The sequence below is a fragment of the Mesorhizobium sp. M0060 genome (genome assembly GCF_040323155.1).
Taxonomy (GTDB): Bacteria; Pseudomonadota; Alphaproteobacteria; order Rhizobiales; family Rhizobiaceae; genus Mesorhizobium.
In genome coordinates this window covers 291118-308459 of sequence record NZ_JAMYUP010000002.1, presented here as the reverse complement: position 1 = coordinate 308459, position 17342 = coordinate 291118, and the positions used below count along the sequence as shown (strand labels likewise).

Sequence of the window (17342 nt, the reverse complement as noted above, 5' to 3'; positions counted from 1 at the left end):
ATGACAGCGGCATCCATCGAGAACGGGCTCAAATCTTCGGCGCGCGCCACGGGGCGGGCGCGCATGCTGCGCAGCCTGCTGCCGGCACTGTCGCTGGCGCTGGTGCTCATCGCCATCGCCTGGCTCAACCCGCGCGCCATCAGCTATTTCGGCTTCAGCCTGATGCTCAATCTGGCGATCCCGATCGCGCTGGCGACGATCGCGCAGATGTTCGTCATCGCCGGCAACGAGCTCGACTTGTCGATCGGCACCTTTGTCGGCTTCGTCGGCTGTGTCACGGCGACATGGCTGAAGGACGCGCCGCTGCTCGGCGTCGTGATCCTCCTGGGATCGATCGGCGTCTACGCGCTGCTCGGTGCGCTGATCCATCTGCGCAACCTGCCCTCGATCGTGGTGACGCTCGGCATGAGCTTCGTCTGGCAGGGCCTGGCCATCCTGATCCTGCCGAAGCCCGGCGGCAAGGCGCCGGACTGGCTGCTGGCGCTCGTGGCTTTCAAGCCACCCTTCATTCCGTTCCCGATCATCGCGGCATTGCTGATCGCGGCCGTCGTCCACTTTGGCCTGATGCGCACCTCCTATGGCGTTATCCTGCGCGGATCGGGCGGCAATTCAGCCGCACTGAAGCGCGCCGGCTGGTCGCTGCTCCGCACCAAGATCGCGCTGTTTGCGCTGACCGGCCTGTTCGGCGTTTTGTCCGGCATGGCGCTGATCGGCATCACCACCTCGGCCGATGCCAATATCGGCAATGGCTATACGCTGCTTTCGATCGCCGGCGTCATCCTCGGCGGCGGCGAGTTCGTCGGCGGCCGGGTGTCACCGATGGGCGCCGTCATCGGTGCGCTGACGCTGGCGCTGGCCGCCTCGCCGCTTTTGACCTTCATGCACATTCCGCCCGACTGGCAGGTCGCCGCCAACGGCGCCATCCTGATCATCGTGCTGGCAGCGCGGGTGCTGATCAGCCGCAGGGACAGGTGAGCATGGCCTCGCTGCGGACGCTGCTCGCCAGACCCTGGATCTGGTCGTTCTTCGGAGCGCTGCTGGTGTGGCTGGCGACGATCGCCTTCACCGGCGGCTATGGCGGCGGCGGCATGATCACGGCGGCGCTGTCGCTCGCCGTCTTCACCGTCATCGTCGGCGTCGGGCAGATGTTCGTCATCACGCTCGGGCCAGGCAATGTCGACCTGTCGCTGCCGGCCAATATCGGCCTTGCCAGTGCCGTCGCGATGAAGGTCATGGACGGCAATGATGCGATGATCGCGGTCGGGCTGCTGGCCGCACTTGCCTGCGGCATGGCGATCGGCGCCGTCAACTACCTCCTGATATGGGCGCTGCGCATTCCGCCGATTATCGCGACGCTGTCGGCCAGCTTCGTTATCCAGTCGGTCGATATCAGCTATGGGCGCGGCTTGCAGATCAAGCCGCCGCCGGGCTTTGCCGATTTCACCAATTGGCAGGTCTTCGGCATCCCGGTGCTGGCGATCCTCACCGTGCTGTTCACCATCGGCGCCGGCATCGTGCTGCAGCGCATGATCTACGGCCGCTCGGTGCTGGCGATCGGCCAGAACATCCGCGCCGCCTGGCTGGCAGGCGTCAATGTCGGCCGCACCCGCTTCCTCACCTACACGCTGTCGGGCGCGCTCGGCGGCCTCGACGGTGCATTGCTCGCCGGCTATTTCCGCGGCGCCAATGTCGATATCGGCAATGAGTATCTGCTGGCCTCGATCGCGGTCGTCGTTATCGGCGGCACGTCGGTGGCGGGCGGCAAGGCCAATGTGCCGGGGGTCTGGGGCGCGGCGCTGTTCCTCGTGCTGCTGTTGACTATGCTCAACACGTTCGGCGTAAGCGTCGGCGTCCGCCTGGTGCTGACGGGGCTGATCATCGTCGGCGTCATCACCGCGGCCGGCGGGCAGAAAGCGTTGCGCTGAGGCAAGGACACCCGGTGGCGAGAGGATATCGATCCGGCCCGCAAAACATGTGGTTCCCATCCGCATGCCAGCGCTGTAAATCCGTCGCGCTACCGGCCAACATCATTGTATGAGGTTTGCGTGTCCGATTTCGTCAGCACCAAAAGGCATGGCAACGTCGCGCTGGTGACCATCGACAATCCGCCGGTCAACGCACTGAGCTTCCACGTGCGCGAGCCGCTGATGCAGGCGCTTGTTTCCCTGCGGGACGAGCCGTCGGTGGCAGCCATCGTGATGGCCTGCGCAGGGCGCACCTTCGTCGCCGGCGCCGAGATCACCGAGTTCGGCAAACCGGCGCAGCAGCCGGATCTGCGCGCCATTGTCGCCGTGCTGGAAACTATCGCCAAGCCGACGATCGCCGCCATTCATGGCACTGCGCTCGGCGGCGGCCTGGAACTGGCGCTCGGCTGCCATTTCCGTATTGCCGACCGAACGGCAAGGCTCGGCCTGCCGGAAGTCAAGCTCGGCCTGCTGCCGGGCGGCGGCGGCACGGTTCGCCTGCCGCGCTTGGTTGGTCCGCTGAAGGCACTCAGCATGATCGCTTCGGGAACGCCGATCGGTGCGGCCGAGGCGCTCGCCGCCGGTCTGGTCGATGCGGTCTTCGATGGCGACCTGACGGCGCAAGCGGTGAGTTTCGCCAGCGAAACGGCCGCGAAAGGCGGTCCGTTCACACCGGTGCGCGACCGCAATGATCGCCTCGACCGGGCCGACTTGCCGGCTTTCGACAAGGAGATGGCAGCGCTTGCCGCCAAAGCGCGAGGCCTCGAAGCGCCGATCGCCGGCGCGCAGTCGGTCCGCAACGCTCTCATGCTGCCCTTCGACGAAGCGCTGGCGGCGGAACGTGCGCTGTTCGTGACGCTGGTCGGAGGCGACCAGTCGCGCGCCCAGCGACATTTGTTCTTTGCCGAACGTGAGGCGGCAAAGATCCCGGGCAAGGATTTCGGCAAGCGCAAGATCGCCCGGGTCGGTGTCATCGGCGCCGGCACGATGGGCGGCGGCATCGCCATGGCGTTCGCCAATGGCGGCTTTCCCGTGACCCTGCTGGAGACAACGCAGGAAGCGCTGCAACGCGGGCTGGCGACGATCGACAAGAATTATGGCGTTTCCGTTACCCGCGGATCGCTGAGCGAAGACGCCAGGCGTGAGCGGCTGGACTTGTTCAGGGGCAGCACCGACTATGCCGACCTCGCCGATTGCGATCTGATCGTCGAGGCCGTGTTCGAGGAGATGGCGGTCAAGAAGGAAGTATTCGGCAGGCTCGACGCAGTGGCCAAGTCAGGCGCGATCCTTGCCACCAACACCTCCTATCTCGACGTCAACGAGATCGCCGCTTCGGCATCGCGTCCGCAAGATTTCCTCGGCATGCATTTCTTTTCGCCGGCTAACGTCATGAAGCTTCTGGAGATCGTCCGGGCCGACAAAACCTCGCCCGATGTGCTGGCGACCATCGTCGATCTGGCACGCCGGATCGGCAAGGTGCCGGTCGTCGTCGGCGTCTGCCACGGCTTTGTTGGCAACCGCATGCTGGCCGCGCGGGGTTCGGAACTAGAGACGCTTCTGCTCGAAGGCGCAACGCCGCGTCAGGTCGATCAGGCGTTCACCGATTTCGGCTGGCCGATGGGGCCGTTTCGGATGGGCGATCTCGCCGGCCTCGACATAGGCTGGCGCAACCGCAAGGCGCGCCGCCAGACGGCCGTGATCGCCGATGCGCTTTGCGAACAGGGGCATTTCGGCCAGAAGACCGGCAGCGGCTTCTATCGCTATGAGAACGGTTCGCGTGCGGCGCTGCCCAATCCCGAGGTCGAGGCACTGATCCGCGACAAGGCCGCCGAAAAGGGCGTCGCGCTGCGCGCGATCGGCACCGACGAGGTCATCGAACGCACGCTCTATCCGATGATCAATGAGGGCGCCAAAATTCTCGAAGAGGGGATTGCTGCCCGCGCCTCCGACATCGATGTCGTCTGGGTCAACGGCTATGGCTTCCCGGTGGGCAAGGGCGGGCCGATGTTCTGGGCCGGCCTCGAAGGCGTGGACAAGATCACCCGGCGGCTGGACCATTGGCACGGGCAGACCGGCAAGGACATTTTTCGGGTGGCATCCCGGCTCAGGCGGATGGCCGAAACCGGTTCCTGGGACGCCGTTGCCAGCTAGGCTGCTCGAGCGAGGCCAAATCGTGGACTACCGAATCCGCGCGTCCATGATCTCGACGAAACGCGCGAACAGACCGGCCTGCGACTTGATCTTGAGCTTGCGGTAAATATTGCGGCGATGAACCTTTACGGTTCCCGGCACGATGCGCATCGCCCTGGCTATCGATTCCGTGGAATGCCCCTGAAGCACCAGATCGACGACATGCTGTTCGCGCGGCGTGAGCGAAAGGCTCTTCCAGATATGAGCACGCTCGAACTCGTTGACTGGAGCAATCGCTTCGTCCCGCTTCGTCTCTGCCGGTTTGTCGGCCGGAAGGGCCGGCCAGCGCAGCCTGGCGAAGCCGATCACCGCCGGCGCCATGTCGCGCAGCAGCCTGGCATCGGCGGTTCCGAACGGGCCTGAAGCGCGCAATCGCATCAACGAGACGACCAGCGCGTCCTTGCCTGGCAGCGGCACGAAGAAGCCGACCTCCTCGGCCAACTTGGTCTGGCTATAGTACGAGCGATAATATTCGCTGGCATAGAAGCGGTCCGGCGCCAGTTCGCGCATGCGCCAGAAACCTTCCTTGCGCTCAACCGCCGCGTGGTGGAACGGGTCGAGCAGATAAGGCCCTTCCTGATAGAGCGCGACGAAGACGTGGCTTTCGGCCGGCGAGAATGTCTCGAACAGCAACGGCGGGCGGGATGCGCCGCGATAGCCGAAGATCACGCAGTGATCGAAGCTGACATGCTGCCGGAGCCAAGCGACCAGGGCCCTGCCGAAAAGCTCACCGCTCGTCTCCCGGGTCGCCGCGATGAGCGTCGCGAGCTGGCTGTATTCGTCGCTGCGCGATACGCCCAATTTGTACCCCTCCAGACGAGAAAATAGACGAAATATACCACCCGCGAGGTATATACTAGCCGTCATTGGCTCTGATAGCGTTCCGAGATCGTCTTGTTGCTGGAGCCGCAGCTTTGACCGCAGTGCCCGACATCGAGTTTCGCGGGGTCGCCAAACGCTACGGCAGCGTGACCGCGGTCAGCGGCATCGATCTTGCCATCCCGCCGTCTGCCTTTGTCGCCTTGCTCGGGCCGTCCGGCTGCGGCAAGACAACCTGCCTGCGCATGATCGGCGGCTTCGAACAGCCGAGCGAAGGTGCGGTGTTCATCCGTGGCCGCGACATGGCTGGCACGCCGCCTTACCGGCGCCCAGTCAACATGGTGTTCCAGCAATATGCGCTGTTTCCGCATCTGGATGTCGAGGACAACATCGCCTATGGGCTGCGCCAGGCGCGGCCGCGGCTGTCGTCGCGGGAGATCAGCCTGCGCGCCGGCGAGGCGCTCGCCATGGTGCGGCTTGCCGGCTATGGCCGCCGCAAGATCCACGAGCTTTCCGGCGGCCAGCAGCAGCGCGTCGCCTTGGCGCGCGCGCTGGTCAACAAGCCGGCGGTGCTGCTGCTCGACGAGCCCCTCGCGGCGCTCGACAAGAAGCTGCGCACCGACATGCAGATAGAGTTGCAGAACCTGCAGCGCGAGATCGGCATCACCTTCGTCCTCGTCACGCATGACCAGGAAGAAGCCCTGTCGATGAGCGATTTCGTCTGCGTCATGAATGGCGGGCGCATCGTTCAGCTTGGACAGCCGAGCGAAATCTATGACGAACCCGCCGACCTCTTCGTCGCCGATTTCGTCGGCAAGACCAATCTCTTGAGTGGCAAGGTCGCCGGGCATTCGGCCAACCTGGTCGAGGTGGCGCTTGCCGACGGCACAGTGATTGCCGCGCGCAAGCGGACTCCGCTAACTCAGGGCGAAGCCGTTTCGATCAGCCTGCGCCCTGAATCCCTGAGCCTTGGCGCGCCGGGAAGCGGCCGGCTGAACGGTATTGTGCGCAACCGGATATTTCTCGGTTCGACTGCGGAATATGCAATCGAGGTCCAGGGTATCGGGACGCTGCTCGCCAAGGCCGATCACCTGATCGGCGGTGGAAATCTCTTCAAGCCGGGTGAACCCGTTGCCATCGGCTTTACAACCGGAACGCCGCTGGCGTTTCTGGACCCCAAGAATAACGGGACCAACCAGAGGGAAAACAAACATGTCGAAATCATATCGTGACGGACTGCCGATAAGCCCTGAAAAATTCGTCGATCAATTGATGCGCCTCAAGCGCGGTTCCATCGGCCGCCGCGAGTTCCTTGGCCTCACCGGTCTTGGCATCGCAACGGCGGTAATGGCCCGCGAACTCGGCATCATGCCGTCGCCGGCCTTCGCCCAGGCGGGGCTTGGCGACCGGATGTCGATCGCCACCTGGCCCAATTATCACGACCCGGCGACATTCGAGAATTTCAAGGCCGAGACCGGCGTCGCCGTCGAGGTCAATGTGTTCGGGTCAAACGAGGAGATGCTGGCCAAGCTACAGGCCGGCGCCTCGGGCTGGAGCCTTTTCGTTCCGACCAACTACACGATCTCCACCTATAAGAAGCTCGGCATCATCGAGGCGCTCGATATGGCCAAGCTTGCCAATTACGACGGTTCGAAAGAAGACCCGCGCTTCACTGGGGAAGGCACGATCGATGGCGTGACCTACGCGGTGCCGAAAAATTGGGGCACCACCGGCTTTGCCGTAAACACCAAGAAACTGACCAAGCCGATGACGAGCTGGAAGGAATTCTGGGACACGGCCATGGCCGAGGGCGATGGCCGGACCATGGTCCATGACTACCAGCTCACCACGATCGGCAACGCGCTGAAATATTTCGGCTTCTCGTTCAACTCGCTGAAGCAGGACGAACTCGCCAAGGCGGAGGAATTGCTGCTGAAGGTCAAGCCGCACCTGTTCGCTGTTTCCAGCGACTATCAGCCGTCGATGCGTGCCGGTGACGCCTGGATGACGATGTGCTGGACCAATGACGGAGCGCAGCTCCACCGCGACATTCCCGAGATCGCCTATGTGCTTGGCAAGGAGGGCGGCGAGATCTGGACCGACTTCTACGCCATTCCGAAGGATGCGCCCAACAAGCCCGCCGGCTATGCCCTGCTCAATTACCTGATGGATCCGAAAGTCGCGGTCAAGGAGCACCTGGCCAACGGTGCGCCTTCCACCGATGCGCGGGTCAATGCGCTGCTGCCCAAGGAGGTGCTGGAAAATCCGATCCTCTATCCGGCGGCGGATCTGCTGAAGCCGCTCGAATTCGGTGCAGCTGCGACTTTGACCGACCCGGGCCGAGCCGAACTGATGGCACGCTTCAAGTCGGCTTGACCCGTGCGGACCGCAGGTCCGATGCAGGCAACTCACCCGGCGGGCAGATGTCCGCCGGCACCGGGGCGGTTTTCAATGCGCAGCAATGTCTTTCGTCACAATCTCCTGACCGCCTTGCTGCTCGGTCCGGCAACCGCGTGGCTGGTGGTGTTCCTGGTCTTGCCGTTCGTCGCGATCGCCGTCTTCAGCGTCGGCGAGCGGGCGCCGGAAGGTGGCTATCAGGCCGCTTTCACCTTGGCGCAATATGCCAATCTTCCGGCGCGTGCGACCGCCTTCTGGAACACGATGGTGCTGGCGCCGGCGGGCGCACTGGCCTGTCTTCTCGTTGCCTATCCGGTCGCCTACTACCTCGCCTTGCGCGCGCCGGAGCGCTGGCGGCTGATCCTGCTGGCGCTTGTCGTCATCCCGTTCTGGACCAGCCTGCTGATGCGAACCTATGCCTGGATGTATGTTCTTGGCGGGCGTGGCATCCCGGCTCTGCTGGCCTATGTCGGGATCGAGGATGTGCGGCTGATCAACACGCCGGGAGCGGTTCTGCTCGGCATCGTCTATGGCTATCTGCCGCTGATGATCCTGCCGATCTATGTCAGCCTCGAGCGGCTCGACCGCCGCTTGCTGGAGGCCTCCGCCGATCTTGGCGCGACGCCGATCTCGACATTCCTTGGCGTGACGCTGCGGCTGTCGCTGCCGGGTGTGATGACCGGCTTCTCGCTGGTCATGATCCTGCTGCTCGGCGAATATCTGATCCCGACACTGCTCGGCGGCGGCAAGGTGTTCTTCATCGGCAACGCGCTGGTCGATCTGTTCTTGCAATCACGCAACTGGCCGTTTGGATCGGCAATCGCCATCACGTTGGTTCTGGTTGCGGTGGTGGTTCTGCTTGCCGCGAACCGTGTTTCGACCCGGCTTTCGGGTGCCCGCCGGGTGGATCTGATCTGATGCGTGCCTTCGTCGTTTCGGTCTTTGCTTTTCTCTACCTGCCGATCGCGCTGGTGGTGCTGTTCTCTTTCAACGCCGGCCACCACGCCAGCGAGTTCACCGGCTTCTCGGTGCAATGGTACGGCAAGGCACTGGCGAACCCGTTCCTGGTCGAAGCGCTGAAGAACAGCCTGTTCATCGCCACGACCAGCGCCTTGCTCGCAGCGCTGTGCGGCACGGCGGCGGCGCTTGGCCTGGCGCGCGTCGGCGTGCGGACCCGGGCTATTTTCGATGCGCTGCTCGGTGCTGCGATCGTCGTTCCTGGCGTCGTCATCGGCATCTCGACGCTGGTCGCGCTCGTCCAGCTGTTCGCGGTGGTCAACCCGTTTGTCGCTTCATTGTGGCCGAGCGATCAGCCGCCGCGCCTGGCGCTCGGCTACGGGTCGATCATTGCCGCGCATGGCCTGTTTTCGATGGCGCTGGTGGCGATGATCGTCGGTACACGCCTCGGCAGCCTGGACCGCAATCTGGTCGAGGCCTCAAATGATCTCTATGCCACCCCGCTGACGACCTTTCGCAGCATCGTCTTGCCGCAGATCATGCCCGCGGTAATCGCCGGCTTCCTGCTCGCCTTCACATTTTCCTTTGATGATTTCATCGTCGCTTTCTTTGTTGCCGGAGCGCAGACGACATTGCCGATCTATGTCTTTGCCTCGATCCGGCGCGGGGTCACGCCGGAGATCAATGCCATCGCGACGATCGTGCTCGTCGCCTCCGTACTGCTCGTGGTGCTCGCCCAATGGCAGCTGCGCCAACGAAAACCATCACACTGAAAGACAAAAACATGATTCTGAGAGATCGCATCGCCGTGGTGACGGGTGCCGGGTCAGGGATCGGGCGTGCCGGCGCCATGATGATGGCCAGAGAGGGCGCGGTTCTGGTGATCGCCGACAGGGACCAGGCTGCCGGGGAAGCAACGGCGTCAGATATTCGTGCCGCGGGTGGTCGAGCTGAGGCGATCACTACCGATGTCGGCGACGACGCGGCGGTCGAGCGCCTCATTGCGGGAACGCTGGGCCGGCATGGGCGGATCGATATCCTGCACAACCATGCCGGAATCCAGATCGGCGGCACGCTGACCGAAGTCGGCGCCGACGGCATGGATGCCTCATGGCGGATCAATGTGCGGGCGCAATTCCTCGCGGCCAGGCTCGTCATGCCGTCGATGATGGAACAGGGCGGCGGTGTCATCCTGAACACCGCCTCGAATTCGGGTGTGTTCTACGACCGAGAGATGATCGCCTACGCTACCTCAAAACATGCCGTGGTTGCGATGACCCGGCAGATGTCGCTCGACTATGCCAAACACAATGTGCGCGTCAACGCGCTCTGTCCGGGCTGGGTCGACACGCCCTTCAACGAACCGTTCATCGCTCAGATGGGCGGGCGGGCAGCGATCGAAAGCTATGTCCGCACCAAGATTCCCATGCAGCGCTGGGCCAGCGCGGAGGAAATCGCCGAAGCGATCCTGTTCCTCGTCTCCGACCGCTCGTCCTTCATGACCGGTCAGGCGCTGGTGATCGACGGCGGCGAAAGCATCGGCTGATCCGCCGCTCCCGGCGGGCGGGAGCTGAAATTCTCTTTGGCCTAACGGCCGGCGGCGAGATGTGCTTTCGTCTCCCCGAGAATGCGGCCAACATGGCCGCGCCGGGAGCGGAAATCGTCAGTGCAAGAGAGAGGCTGCATAATGGCCGAGGCCTATATCTGCGACTATATCCGCACGCCGATCGGGCGCTTCGGCGGTTCGCTGTCGGCGGTCCGTGCCGACGATCTGGGCGCGACACCGCTGAAGGCGCTGGTCGAGCGCAATCCCGGCATCGACTGGGCTGCCATCGATGACGTCGTCTATGGCTGTGCCAATCAGGCCGGCGAGGACAATCGCAATGTGGCGCGCATGGCGCTGCTGCTCGCCGGCCTGCCCAAGGAGGTTTCCGGCTCGACCGTCAACCGTCTCTGCGGTTCGGGCATGGATGCGGTGATGATTGCTGCTCGCGCGATCAAGGCAGGCGAGGCGGAGTTGATGATTGCCGGCGGCGTCGAATCGATGAGCCGTGCTCCTTTCGTCATGCCGAAGGCCGAGACCGCCTTTTCGCGCAATGCCGAGATCCACGACACCACCATCGGCTGGCGCTTCATCAATCCGCTGATGAAGAAGCAATACGGCGTCGATTCGATGCCGGAGACCGGCGAGAACGTCGCCGAGGATTTTTCGATCTCGCGCGCCGACCAGGACGCCTTTGCCGCGCGTAGCCAGGACAAGGCGGTAGCCGCCCAGGCCAATGGCCGTCTGGCGAAGGAGATCACCCCAGTGACGATCGCGCAGCGTAAGGGCGATCCGGTGATCGTATCAAAGGACGAGCATCCCCGCGCGGGCACGACGGTCGAGGCGCTGGCCAAATTGCCGACGCCGTTCAGGCAAGGCGGTACGGTCACGGCCGGCAATGCGTCGGGCGTCAATGACGGCGCGGCGGCGCTGATCGTCGCCTCGGAAGCAGCCGTGAAAGAATACGGCTTGACGCCGATCGCCCGCATCCTCGGCGGTGCCGCCGCCGGCGTGGCGCCGCGCATCATGGGCATCGGCCCTGTGCCGGCCACGCAAAAGCTATGCGCCCGGCTCGGCCTGACGCCGCAAGAATTCGATGTCGTGGAGCTCAACGAAGCCTTTGCCTCCCAAGGCATCGCCGTGCTGCGCCAGCTCGGCATTGCCGAGGACGCGGAGCACGTCAATCCGAATGGCGGCGCCATCGCGCTAGGCCATCCGCTCGGCATGTCCGGCGCGCGCATCACCGGCACGGCGGCACTGGAACTGCGCGAACGCGGCGGCCGCTACGGCCTCGCCACCATGTGCATCGGTGTCGGCCAGGGCATCGCCGTGGCGCTGGAGAGGTTGTGAGGCAAGCATCATCGCGCCGATCGTTTGAAACGGCGCGATTGCGCGAACGTTTACAGCCGCCTTGCGCGGTCAAATTTGACCATGTGGACAAAAGCCGGGCACCGTTCCATAGTTCCTCCGCTGATATTCCAGAGAAAAGAGCCGGCTCGACACGGCGCCAATCAGAGGGGCATGCAATGGACAACAAAAAGAGCAAAATCCAGTCGAAACGCGAAGGGCTTTCGCGCCGCAATGTGCTGGAACTGGGCGCGCTCGGCTTGGCGGCAGCGATGCTGCCGGGCCGTGCCTTCGCCAAAACCAAGAAGCTGAAAGTGGCGGCGATCTTCGCCACGCCGATCGAGGAGCCGTGGGACAACCAGATCCACGTCGCCCTGCAGAAGGCCGAGAAGGAACTCGGCGTCGAGTACAAATGGTCGGAGAAGGTGCAGACCGCCGATTTCAGCCGGGTCATGCGCGAATATGCGCAAGGCGGCTATGAGCTGGTGCTGGGCGATGCCTTCGCCGCCGAGCGCGAATCCCGCAGGACGGCCAAGCAGTTCCCGAAAACCGCCTTCCTGTTCGGCTCCGGCGCCGGGCCGGCCGAGCCGAATTTCGGGGTCTTCGACAACTGGATCCACGAGCCGGCCTATCTCTCCGGCATGATCGCCGGAAAGATGTCGAAGTCAGGCACGATCGGCGCCGTCGCGGCGATGGGCATTCCGGAAGTGAACCGGCTGGTCAACGCCTTCTTTGCCGGCGCCAGGGAGGTCAATCCCAATATCAAGAAGAAGGTCGCCTTCATCGGCTCGTTCTTCGATCCGCCAAAGGCAAAGGAAGCGGCTATCGCCCAGATCGACGCCGGCGTCGACGTGATCTATGCCGAGCGCTTCGGCGTCATCGAAGCGGCGGCGGAGAAGAAGATCCTCGCCATCTCCAACATGTCCGACCAGTCGAGCCTCGGCCCCGACACGGTGATCACCGGGCCGGTCTGGGACATGTATCCGACGGTCGAGCAGGCGATCAAGCTGGTCAAGGCCGGCGTCTTCACCGCGCAGGACTACGGCGATTTCTCGCGCATGGCCAAGGGAGGCTCCTATCTCGCGCCATACCACAAATTCGACAAGACGCTGCCGGCCGAGGTCAAGGACCTGGTGGAGAAGAAGAAGGCCGAGATCCTCGACGGCAATTTCCGCGTCGATGTCGACGAGAATACGCCGGTTTCGGATTAGGTGCTTGCCCTCCCCCTTGAGGGGAGGGTGGCCCGCGGGGCCGCGTGGGGTCCGCGGCGACGCGCTCCATCTTTTTTCAGTCAGAGGTCGAGGCAGTTGAGGTGACCCCTCCCGCCTCGCTTCGCTCGGCACCCTCCCCTCGAGGGGGAGGGGTATCCGCGCCACTCTCACCAGGAGCACCCTTGCCTACCCCACTCATAGAAATGCGTGGCATCTCCAAGAGCTTCGGCGCTGTGAAGGCGAACGAAGCCGTCGATCTCAGCGTCGCGCCGGGCGAGATTCTCGGGCTGCTTGGCGAAAACGGCGCCGGCAAGACGACGCTGATGAACGTGCTGTTCGGCGCCTATGCGCCCGACGCCGGCGAGATCCTGGTCCAAGGCCGGCCGGTGACGATCAACAGCTCGGCCGACGCGCTTGCCGCCGGCATCGGCATGGTGCACCAGCACTTTCATCTCGCACCGCGGCTTTCGGTGCTGGAAAACCTTTTGATCGGCATCCCCGGCAGATCGGGCCGGATCAACCGCGCCGGCGGGCTGGCGCGGCTCGCCGAGATCGGCCGCCAGCACGGGCTGACGCTCGACCCAGACCTCTCCGTCTCGGCGCTGTCGGTCGGCGAGCAGCAGCGGCTCGAGATCGTCAAGGCGCTGTTTCGCGGCGCGAGGCTGCTGATCCTCGACGAGCCGACGGCGGTGCTGGCGCCGACCGAGGTCGACGGATTGTTTTCGGCGTTGCGCTCGATGGCGGCGCAGGGGCTCGGCATCATCTTCATCTCGCACAAGCTCAACGAGGTGCGGGCGCTGACGCATCGCTGCGTGGTGCTCAGGCATGGGCGCGTCGCCGGCCGCGTCGATGCGCCGGCCAGCACGACATCCTCGGAGATGGCGCGGCTGATGTGCGGCCACGAGATCGTGCCGCCGGCCAGGGGACCGTCGACCCCCGGTGCCGCAGTGCTGACCCTCGACGGCATTTCGACATCACGCCATTCCGGCATGGCGCTGCGCGACGTGTCGCTGTCGGTGCGTGGCGGAGAGATCCTCAGCATTGCCGGTGTCTCCGGCAATGGCCAGCGCGCGCTTGCCGAGGTGATCTCCGGCGTGCGTGCGCCCGATGCCGGACAGATGACCATAGCCGGCAAAGCGGTTTCCCGGTTCTCGCCGCGCGCGGTGCAGGCGCTCGGCCTCGGCCGCATTCCGGAAGACCGCATGACGACCGGGCTGGTCACCAATCTGCCGCTCGCCGATTCGATGGTGCTGCCGCGCATCGGCGCCTACGCATTCAGCCGCAATGGCCTGCTCAAGCCGGATGCGATCCGCGCCTTCACCGAGGCGCAGATCAAGGCCTATGACATACGCTGCCCCGGGCCGATGACGCGCGCCGGGGCGCTTTCCGGCGGCAATCTGCAGAAGGCGCTTTTGGCGCGCGAACTCGCCTTCGATCCGAAGGTGCTGATCGTTTCGCAGCCGACACGCGGCCTCGATATCGGCGCCGCGCGCTTCATCCACGAAAAGTTCCTCGACATGCGTGCCAAGGGCTGCGGCATCATCGTCATCGGCGAGGATCTCGAAGAACTGCTGATGCTCTGCGACCGCGTCGCGGTGATGTATGAGGGGCACATCGTCGGCACGCTGGACAGCGCCGATGCCACCGTCGCCAGACTTGGATTGATGATGACCGGGGCGGAGGCTTGATGTTCCGTCTCGAGGCCCGCACCTCAACGCCCGCCTGGTTCAATCTGGCGCTGCCGCTGCTCGCCATCGGCGCGACGCTGGTGCTGTGCAGCGGCCTCATCGCATTGGCTGGCGCCGGCGTGATCGAGGCCTATGGCGTGATGTTTTCGGCGTCCTTGGGAGACAGCTACGCCATCACCGAAACGCTGGTGCGTGCCGCGCCGATGATCTTCACCGGCCTTGCCGTGGCGGTCGCCTTCCGCGCCAAATTCTGGAACATCGGCGCCGAGGGGCAATTGCTGGCCGGTGCGGTGGCGAGCTGCGCGGTCGGTGCGATCCCGATGCCGGGGCCGCTCGCCATGTTGCTGATGGCGGTGGCGGGCGCTGCCGCCGGCGCTGCCGTCGCCCTGATCCCGGCGACGCTGCGGGTAAAATTCAAGGTCGACGACGTGGTCAGCTCGCTGCTGCTCAACTCGGTCATTTTCTATGCGTTGATGGCGCTGATCGAGGGACCCTGGAAGGACAGTTTCAGCGGCTACCCGATCTCGCCGCCGATCGAGGACACGGCGAATTTCCCGGTGCTGCTCGAAGGCACGCGGCTGCATCTCGGTGTCGTCGCGGCGCTGGTCGCCGCGCCGGTGATCTGGTTCCTGATCGCGCGCACCACGCTCGGCTTCCGGATCAAGGTGACTGGCGAAAATCCCGAGGCGGCGCGCTATGGCGGCATCAATGTCGAGCGGGTGCTGATTTCGACGGCGCTGCTGTCCGGCGCCTTGGCCGGCCTTGCCGGCGTCGGCGAGGTCGGCGGCGTGCATTTCCAGGTGATGAGCGACATCTCGCCGGGCTATGGCTATTCCGGCATCGTCGTTGCCATGCTGGCGAGGCTCAATCCGCTCGGCGTGGTGCCGGCGGCGATCTTCCTTGCCGCCGTCATGACCGGCGCCGAGGCGATGTCGAGGGCCACCGGCGTTCCGGCCTTCCTCAGCGATGTTATTCAGGGAACCGCATTGCTTGCCATGCTGGTGGCGCTGCTGTTCACCGCCTATCGCCTCCGCCGCGTGGGAACAGCCAAATGAGCGTGGTGCTGGAACAGATCTTCCAAGTCGGCTTCCTGGCCGCGATCATCCGGATCGCCACGCCGCTAGCGTTTGCGACGCTGGGCGAGATGTTTTCCGAACGCGCCGGCGTGCTCAATCTCGGCATCGAAGGCATCATGCTGCTGTCGGCGATGACCGGCTTCACCGCGGCGAGCCTCAGCGGCAGCCTGTGGCTCGGCGTGCTTGCGGCGGTGCTGACCGGGGCGCTGATGGGCGCCGTGCATGCGCTGTTCACCGTGGCGCTCGGCCTCAGCCAGCATGTCTGCGGCATCGGCGTGACGCTGTTCAGCTCCGGCCTCGCCTATTTCCTCTACCGGCTGATCTTCGGTCAGCAATCCGTGCCGCCGAACATTAGGGGATTCGAGACGCTGCCGATCCCGATCCTGTCCGACATACCGATGCTCGGGCCGGCGGTGTTCAACCAGTTCTCGCTGGTCTACATGGCGATTTCAGCCATTCCCCTGGCCGCCTTCGTGCTCTACCATACGCCCTGGGGCCTGTCGGTGCGCATGGTCGGCGAAAATCCGCGCGCCGCCGATTCTGCCGGCGTCAGCGTGATCGCGACGCGCCTCCAGGCGGTGATCCTCGGCGGTGCCTTGATGGGGCTGGCCGGCGCCTTCCTGTCGATGGCGCAGTTCAACGCCTTCACCTTCGGCGTCGTTTCGGGGCGCGGCTGGGTGGCGATCGCGCTCGTCGTCTTCGGCCGCTGGGACCCCTGGCGCTCGGCAGGCGCGGCACTGCTGTTCGCCTTCGTCGATGCCTTGCAATTGCGCATGCAGGCAAGCGGGCTCGGCCACATTCCTTATGAGGCGTTCCTGATGCTGCCCTTCATCTTCACCATCGTCGCCATGGCGGTGATGTCGCGCAATGCTGTTGCCCCTTCGGCGCTGCTCAAGCCGTTTCGGCGCGAAGAACGGTAACGGCGCTCCGCCGTTCACATCGCAGTGAAGCCGTTATCGACGAACAGATGGGCGCCGTTGACGAAGCTGGCCTCGTCGCTGGCCAGGAACAAGGCTGCCCTTGCCACCTCTTCCGGCTCGCCGATCCGCCCTTGCTGCGCGGCCATTGCCGCGTCTGAGACATCGATGCCGAGTTTGTCGAGATCGGCGACCTCGCGCAGGCCGTGCGGTGTCCTGATGAAGCCGGGACAGACCGCATTGCAGCGGATGTTGCGGTCGCGGAACTCGACGGCGATGGCGCGCGCGAACATGTGGCAGGCACCCTTGGTAGTGTCGTAAAGCACCTCCATCGGCGTCGCCGCCACCGCCGAGATCGAGGAGGTGCAGACGATGGAACCCCCGCCGGCGGCGATCATGCCGGGCAGCACGGCGCGCGTCATCAGGAACATCGAACGCACATTGACGGCATGCAGCCAGTCCCACTCCTGCAGCGTGGTCTCCAGGAAAGGTTTGATGACGATGGTGCCGGCGTGATTGAACAGCGTGGTGACCGGGCCGAATGTTTCCGTCACGCCCTTCACCCCCGCTTCGACGTGCGCCTCATCCGACACGTCGGCGACCCAGTGCTCGGCGACATGGCCGCGCTCCCTGATCGCCGCCGCGGTGGCGGCGGCCGCCTCGCCGTTGCGGTCGATGATCGCCACCTTGGCGCCCTCGGCCGCGAAAAGCTCCGAGGCCGCACCGCCCATTCCCGTCGCACCGCCGGAGATGATGGCGACCTTGCCGGCCAGTCTTGTGCCCATGTTTTTGCTCCCTGTTGCTCTGCCGTGACGTAGCGGCTTCCGCTCGAGCAGCGATGCTATCCTTCATCCCTTGGATGGCCAAGGAGCCGCAGGTGCATGGACCTGACGTTTTCTGCCGTCATCACGACAGGTCTCAAAAAGGCAGCTCTAAGCCACAAAGGAACCAATTTGTCTTCCGTTTTGAGAAAACTATTCTACGGAGCGCTCGAAAATAGCAATCGACAAAGTCTACTGATTTTATAGATTAATCCGCGAGACGGAGGTCGATATGTCCTACAGCCAGAACACTCAGACTGCCCGCAAAGGCCAAAGGTTGGGTTCCGACCAGGTATGGCGGCCAGCCTATGCCGGCGCTTTCGCCTATCTCGTCTTTGCCCTTGCATTCGTATTCACCGGGGCAGTCGTACTGGGGCTGATCCCCTGATCGTTAAGGCCCTGATTTCATCGA

At 64.3% G+C, this 17342-nt stretch carries 16 protein-coding genes; 14 read left to right on the top strand and 2 right to left on the bottom strand.

Annotated features, from left to right (window positions below):
* From NKJ94_RS03780 to NKJ94_RS03770, 3 genes are all read left to right on the top strand, one after another.
* Positions 1-975, top strand: a complete 975-nt coding sequence (locus NKJ94_RS03780) for an ABC transporter permease (protein ID WP_352523038.1) — start codon at positions 1-3, stop codon at positions 973-975.
* A 2-nt stretch (positions 976-977) separates the two neighbouring features.
* Positions 978-1925 carry an ABC transporter permease gene (locus tag NKJ94_RS03775; protein ID WP_023678189.1) on the top strand — a complete coding sequence of 316 codons (948 nt, stop codon included), beginning with the start codon at positions 978-980 and terminating at the stop codon, positions 1923-1925.
* A 120-nt stretch (positions 1926-2045) separates the two neighbouring features.
* A complete protein-coding gene (locus NKJ94_RS03770) occupies positions 2046-4115 on the top strand; it encodes a 3-hydroxyacyl-CoA dehydrogenase NAD-binding domain-containing protein (RefSeq protein ID WP_352523037.1) in 2070 nt (689 codons plus the stop codon).
* Between the two features lie 27 nt (positions 4116-4142).
* Here the strand turns inward: NKJ94_RS03770 and NKJ94_RS03765 are convergent, their stop codons facing one another.
* The gene (locus NKJ94_RS03765; protein ID WP_352523036.1) at positions 4143-4955 is read right to left on the bottom strand and encodes a response regulator transcription factor; all 813 of its coding nucleotides are present in this window, start codon (positions 4953-4955) and stop codon (positions 4143-4145) included.
* A 113-nt stretch (positions 4956-5068) separates the two neighbouring features.
* Here NKJ94_RS03765 and NKJ94_RS03760 point away from each other — a divergent pair, with 113 nt between their 5' ends.
* From NKJ94_RS03760 to NKJ94_RS03715, 10 genes are all read left to right on the top strand, one after another.
* Entirely contained in the window at positions 5069-6205 is a 1137-nt protein-coding gene (locus NKJ94_RS03760) for an ABC transporter ATP-binding protein (RefSeq protein WP_352523035.1), read from the top strand.
* The gene (locus NKJ94_RS03755) at positions 6186-7349 is read left to right on the top strand and encodes an ABC transporter substrate-binding protein (protein ID WP_352523034.1); all 1164 of its coding nucleotides are present in this window, start codon (positions 6186-6188) and stop codon (positions 7347-7349) included. The genes NKJ94_RS03760 and NKJ94_RS03755 overlap by 20 nt, the downstream gene beginning before the upstream one ends.
* Positions 7350-7424: 75 nt before the next feature.
* Complete coding sequence (locus NKJ94_RS03750; RefSeq protein WP_352523033.1) at positions 7425-8288, top strand: ABC transporter permease; 864 nt, start codon at positions 7425-7427, stop codon at positions 8286-8288.
* Positions 8288-9100 carry an ABC transporter permease gene (locus tag NKJ94_RS03745; RefSeq protein WP_352523032.1) on the top strand — a complete coding sequence of 271 codons (813 nt, stop codon included), beginning with the start codon at positions 8288-8290 and terminating at the stop codon, positions 9098-9100. The genes NKJ94_RS03750 and NKJ94_RS03745 overlap by 1 nt, the downstream gene beginning before the upstream one ends.
* An 11-nt stretch (positions 9101-9111) precedes the next feature.
* Positions 9112-9873 (top strand): SDR family NAD(P)-dependent oxidoreductase, encoded by a 762-nt coding sequence (locus NKJ94_RS03740; protein WP_352523030.1) that lies wholly within the window; start codon positions 9112-9114, stop codon positions 9871-9873.
* A 141-nt stretch (positions 9874-10014) separates the two neighbouring features.
* A complete protein-coding gene (gene pcaF, locus NKJ94_RS03735) occupies positions 10015-11220 on the top strand; it encodes a 3-oxoadipyl-CoA thiolase (RefSeq protein WP_352523029.1) in 1206 nt (401 codons plus the stop codon).
* Positions 11221-11396: 176 nt separating this feature from the next.
* Positions 11397-12428, top strand: coding sequence for a BMP family protein (locus NKJ94_RS03730; RefSeq protein ID WP_352523028.1), 1032 nt, complete (start codon positions 11397-11399; stop codon positions 12426-12428).
* A 182-nt stretch (positions 12429-12610) separates the two neighbouring features.
* Positions 12611-14116: an ABC transporter ATP-binding protein gene (locus tag NKJ94_RS03725; RefSeq protein ID WP_352523027.1), complete on the top strand. Its 1506-nt coding sequence runs from the start codon at positions 12611-12613 to the stop codon at positions 14114-14116.
* A complete protein-coding gene (locus NKJ94_RS03720) occupies positions 14116-15171 on the top strand; it encodes an ABC transporter permease (RefSeq protein WP_352523026.1) in 1056 nt (351 codons plus the stop codon). The genes NKJ94_RS03725 and NKJ94_RS03720 overlap by 1 nt, the downstream gene beginning before the upstream one ends.
* Positions 15168-16112 carry an ABC transporter permease gene (locus NKJ94_RS03715; RefSeq protein WP_352523025.1) on the top strand — a complete coding sequence of 315 codons (945 nt, stop codon included), beginning with the start codon at positions 15168-15170 and terminating at the stop codon, positions 16110-16112. The genes NKJ94_RS03720 and NKJ94_RS03715 overlap by 4 nt, the downstream gene beginning before the upstream one ends.
* A 14-nt stretch (positions 16113-16126) precedes the next feature.
* On the opposite strand, the gene NKJ94_RS03710 is transcribed toward NKJ94_RS03715, so the two are convergent.
* Entirely contained in the window at positions 16127-16894 is a 768-nt protein-coding gene (locus NKJ94_RS03710) for an SDR family NAD(P)-dependent oxidoreductase (protein WP_352523024.1), read from the bottom strand.
* A gap of 268 nt (positions 16895-17162) precedes the next feature.
* Between NKJ94_RS03710 and NKJ94_RS03705 the strand changes: the two genes are divergently transcribed.
* The gene (locus tag NKJ94_RS03705) at positions 17163-17318 is read left to right on the top strand and encodes a hypothetical protein (protein ID WP_352523023.1); all 156 of its coding nucleotides are present in this window, start codon (positions 17163-17165) and stop codon (positions 17316-17318) included.
* The last annotated feature ends 24 nt before the right edge of the window (positions 17319-17342 follow it).